Raw genomic sequence first — 4,329 nt, 5'->3', positions numbered from 1 at the left:
GATATTGTTATGAAGTCTTTGTTTTTGAAGTTTGGTGTATTTTCCTTTCTTGCAGCATTTACGATCAATGTTTCCGCAGGACTTTTAATCAACCCAAAACGTGTCGTATTAGAAGAACGTGAGCGAGCGGCTGCGCTTGACCTGTTGAACGATGGAGCGCAAAAGGCGCGTTATCAGATCTTTTTTGAACAAAAGCTAATGCGTGAAGACGGCAGCATTGTTGATCTAGAGATGCTTGATCCGGATGCGCAATATGCCAAAGATATGATTCGTTATTCTCCTCGTCGTGTGGATATTGAACCTGGGCAGCGTCAAACCATTCGTATAGCTGCGCGCCGTCCGAAGGGTCTTCCGGATGGCGAGTATTTGTCGCACCTTGTATTCCAAGAAATTCCTATTACTGCTGGAGCCGAAGAAGCTAATGACGATGAAGAGCCTACGGTATCGGTTAAACCTCGTCTGAAAATCGCTATTCCTATTATTATCAGAAAGGGTGAGTTGAGTTCTGTTGCGGGTTTAGAAAGTATTATTTTTGATGCGACAGAAGGTAAGAATGGCGCGTTCGAAATGCAGATTACACGTGAAGGGTCGTCATCCTTATATGGCAGTGTAGAGGTTTTTGAGAATGACAACGGTAAAGCGGGTGATCGCGTTGCTATGTCAAAGGGTGTTGGCGTATATACAAGCATCAACAAACGTTTGGTTAAAGTACGTTTAGCTCAGCCTTTAGAGCCAGATCAGACCTCTTTTATTATTCGTTTTGATGAAGACGAGAAGTACGGTGGTACAAATCTCATTGAAGAACGCTTTGAGTTAAGTCAGTAATGTTATAGAGGGCGCTCGATCATATCGGCGCCTTTTTCGTATATGCAGCACCCTTTCTTGTTCAACATTTTTTGTAGCCTCAGGTTTAGCATGTTTGCTTTTCTTGTGTTCGCTATGCTGTTGTCTAGTGCGAAGGCTACAGAGTTAGAACTTGATGATGAAGACTTGCTAGTAGTTCAACTCAGTGTAGGGCCTTACACTGATGACGAACCTATCTTTATTTACCGCTCCCCAGAACAAACCTTGTTACCAGTCGATACGATCGCATCATTACTAGAAATTGCTATTGAATCGGACATCGATGAATTATTAGTATCCGGTTGGGTAGGGGATGAGAGTAATACCTTTGAACTTGATCTGACTAAACAAGAATATTATGCCAAAGGCGTTGCTCAGCCTTGGCCGCAAACGATGCGTTATGCGGAAGACGGCTTTGATGTTTATCTCGATCAACAGACCTTGCAAGATCTTTTCGGATTCAATTTTGATATTGATGTGTCTCAACTTCAGTTGCGTGTTGATGCTTCAAAAGATATCCCATTAATTGCCAAGCTCGAGCGCAAAAAACGCCAAGAAGAAATAGAACGTCCCGAGCTGGAAACACTTCCTGAGACTTATATTCCAAACACCTATGAGTGGTGGAATATGCCGCACTTCGATATCTCTATCGGTGCTGACGTTGAGAAAAATCGAGGTGCGAGCGATTTTCGACATGATCTCGTTGTTCAAGGTCGGGCCGATGTGGCAAAGCATTCGCTTCAAGCAAGCTTGATCTCTAATAATAGTGATACAGATATACGCTTAACGTTTTCGCGCGCCTCTGAAGGGCCGGACAAAACGATCGCTCTAGGTATGGATCGTTATGAGGTTGGGGATGTGACCGGGTTGAGTGATGCGCTGTTATTTTCTTCTGTTCAGGGTAGTGGGGCTCGCTTGTCTCGCGGTGGCGAGTCAATTCAAGAGCAGGGCGATGTGATCACGCTTGAGGGTGATGCACCTCCAGGATGGGAGGTCGAACTTTATCGCAATGGTAGCTTGATAGAATTTTCTGAAACCACAAGCCAAGGTCGCTACATCTTTGAGAATGTACCCATTTATTTGGGCGAGAATATTTTTGATATTCGTTTGTATGGGCCTCAGGGGCAAGAGCGTGAAATTCGTGAGGTAGTGTCATCGGGCGGGGCAATGCTTAAGGCCGGTGCTTGGGAATACGACATTTGGAGCTTACAAAGAAATCAGCGATTAGTCGGTGGGAAGATCAACGATTTTAATGAGGTGACGAACTTTAATATGGCGGAGGTCCGCTATGGATTGCATAGAAGTTTAACTGCTCGCTTAGGGTTAAGCGCAATGACGCCAAACTCCACATCAACTGATCGCCAATACTTTCATACCAGTTTGTATGGAAGTTTAGGGCAAGCATTGTCGCAGTTTGATTACGCGAAAGATCTTGATGGTGGTTCAGCGTATCAATTAACGCTTCAGAGCCGTCTGCTTGATACTAGCTTGAATGCTTCTGCATTCAAGTTCTCTGATCTAATTAGTGACCGTAATCAAAATGGTAAATTAGATTCTGAGTATGCACTTCGTCTTGATCGATCATTTTTAGTCGGCCTGCCGAGTGCTTTGTCTGTGGATTTAGAATTCAGAGATCGCTCATTTGTGGATGGCGACGGAAACTTCACGACTAACCTGCGCAAAGCAACGGGGTGGGCGGGATATCAATTCGTAAACGAGCTTTTGTATTTTAAATCATCAGGGAGCTCAGATATCTCGCGAACAGACGGTGGCTTCAGCGCCACAAGACGCTGGGAAGGGTGGCGTTATAAGGGTTCTATTGCGTATAGTGTCGCCCCCTCATCTAGCGTGAATAGCCTTTCTTTTTCAGCGTCGCATAAGTTCGCCAGCAACATCAATTACACTGGTTCAGTGGCTTATAACTTCACAGGTAAAGATGTATTCAGCAATGACAACACCCTAACGTGGGAGTTTGAGAAATTTTCCGTGTCGGGCAGTGCTGGCTTCAATACCGATGGATTCGCTTATCTAGGTGCAACGCTTAGTACTTCCGTTGGCTATGACGCGAAGAGAGATAGTCACTTCTTATCGAATGAAAGTTCAGTCAATAGTGCATCGTTAAATGCACGAGTATTTATTGATGAAAACGATAATCAGATGTTTGATGAAGGTGAAGAAACTGTGCCAGGTATCCGCTTTAAGGGTAAGAGTAAATGGCGAACGTTTGAAACAGGCGATGACGGCGTCGTTGTTTTGAAAGGGATCGATCATCTTCAAATGGAAAAAATTGAGATTGAAGAAAAGAGTATTGAAGACCCGTTTATAAAAGCTGCTTCCGGCCCACTTTTTGTCTACACACACGCAGGCTCAGTGTTACAGCAAGATATTCCTTTGGCTTATACGTTTGAAGTTGAAGGCAGCTTGTTTGTGAAACAGAACGGACAGCAACGACCTTTAAGCACGGTAAGGGTAGAGGTGCTTAATGAGGCGGGTGATCAAGTAGCTTTGACGCGCTCCGAATATGACGGGGTGTATCTGCTGTCAGGCTTGCTGCCAGGGAAGTACTGCGTTTCAGTTAATGAGAATGATTTGGCTGATCGTGATCTTCAAACGATTGAACCAACATGTTTTTATTCTGATGGTAAAGATGGCGTTGTGTTCATGGAGGATATCGTCTTTTAGTTGACGTGCTAGGCACCTTTTGCCGGGCAAAACGGGCTTATGTAACATTGCGTAACTTTTTGTGTTGCAGTGTTACAAATCTGTCCTATACTCGAAGTCCTAAATTTTTGGGGCTTCGACATGTCTGCGTGTTTTGGTTTAAAGCATATCCTGATGACGGGATCTCTCACGATGCTATCTCTTGCTGTGCACGCAGATCGCTTTAGTGCGCGTTTTGAGATCGTTGATTCTGTAAGCCTTTCCTCCATAGCGCTTGATGGCGCTGAGTCATCTTTAAACCCTGAAGACTGTAGTCCATCTTCTTCGACGGTCAATTCTGACTTTGATGCATGCGATGGCATGTTTCACACCAATCTAGACCTTGAAATCACCCAAGCCAGTTTGTTTATTGATGGAGAACCACTGCCTTTTGAATATTATTCGCAAAGCTTCAATGGGGGAGTGGATAGTGGTGTCGAAGAAATTATGTTGGTAATGCAATAGAGCTGAAAATAAGGCTTTTATGTCGCAGAGTGCTTTGGTATTATGCGCGCACGTTGATCGGCACTAGCCACAACGCACTATGGTAACTCTTGTTGGTTCCCTCGCAATGATAAATCGTGAACCTGGTCAGGCCCGGAAGGGAGCAGCCACAGCGGTGGACTCATGTGCCGAGGTGTAGCTGGCGAGAGTTGCCACCCAAATTTCCCCCTTTAGAATTTCTTGCTTCTTGCTTCTTGCTTCTTGCTTCTTGCTTCTTGCTTCTCGCGCTATGTGCGTTAGTTCCGATGTGTCAGATTATTTTACTGTTTGATATGAGCTGTA

At 44.6% G+C, this 4,329-nt stretch carries 3 protein-coding genes and 1 other RNA gene; all 4 read left to right on the top strand.

Annotated features, from left to right (window positions below; translation table 11 throughout):
- The coding region (locus A3762_RS05875) for a molecular chaperone (protein WP_156493276.1) at positions 1 to 825 on the top strand (825 nt) is incomplete at its 5' end.
- A 90-nt stretch (positions 826 to 915) separates the two neighbouring features.
- Positions 916 to 3,525 carry a hypothetical protein gene (locus A3762_RS05870; RefSeq protein WP_068754510.1) on the top strand — a complete coding sequence of 870 codons (2,610 nt, stop codon included), beginning with the start codon at positions 916 to 918 and terminating at the stop codon, positions 3,523 to 3,525.
- A 153-nt stretch (positions 3,526 to 3,678) separates the two neighbouring features.
- On the top strand, positions 3,679 to 4,008 hold the full coding sequence (locus A3762_RS05865; RefSeq protein WP_197469056.1) for a hypothetical protein: 330 nt from the start codon (positions 3,679 to 3,681) through the stop codon (positions 4,006 to 4,008).
- Between the two features lie 90 nt (positions 4,009 to 4,098).
- Positions 4,099 to 4,195: signal recognition particle sRNA small type (gene ffs, locus A3762_RS05860), an RNA gene on the top strand.
- Positions 4,196 to 4,329: the final 134 nt, after the last annotated feature.

It is taken from the genome of Oleiphilus sp. HI0125 (genome assembly GCF_001635355.1).
Note: the sequence above shows the minus strand (reverse complement) of the source record. Positions and strands in the feature narration are given on the sequence as shown.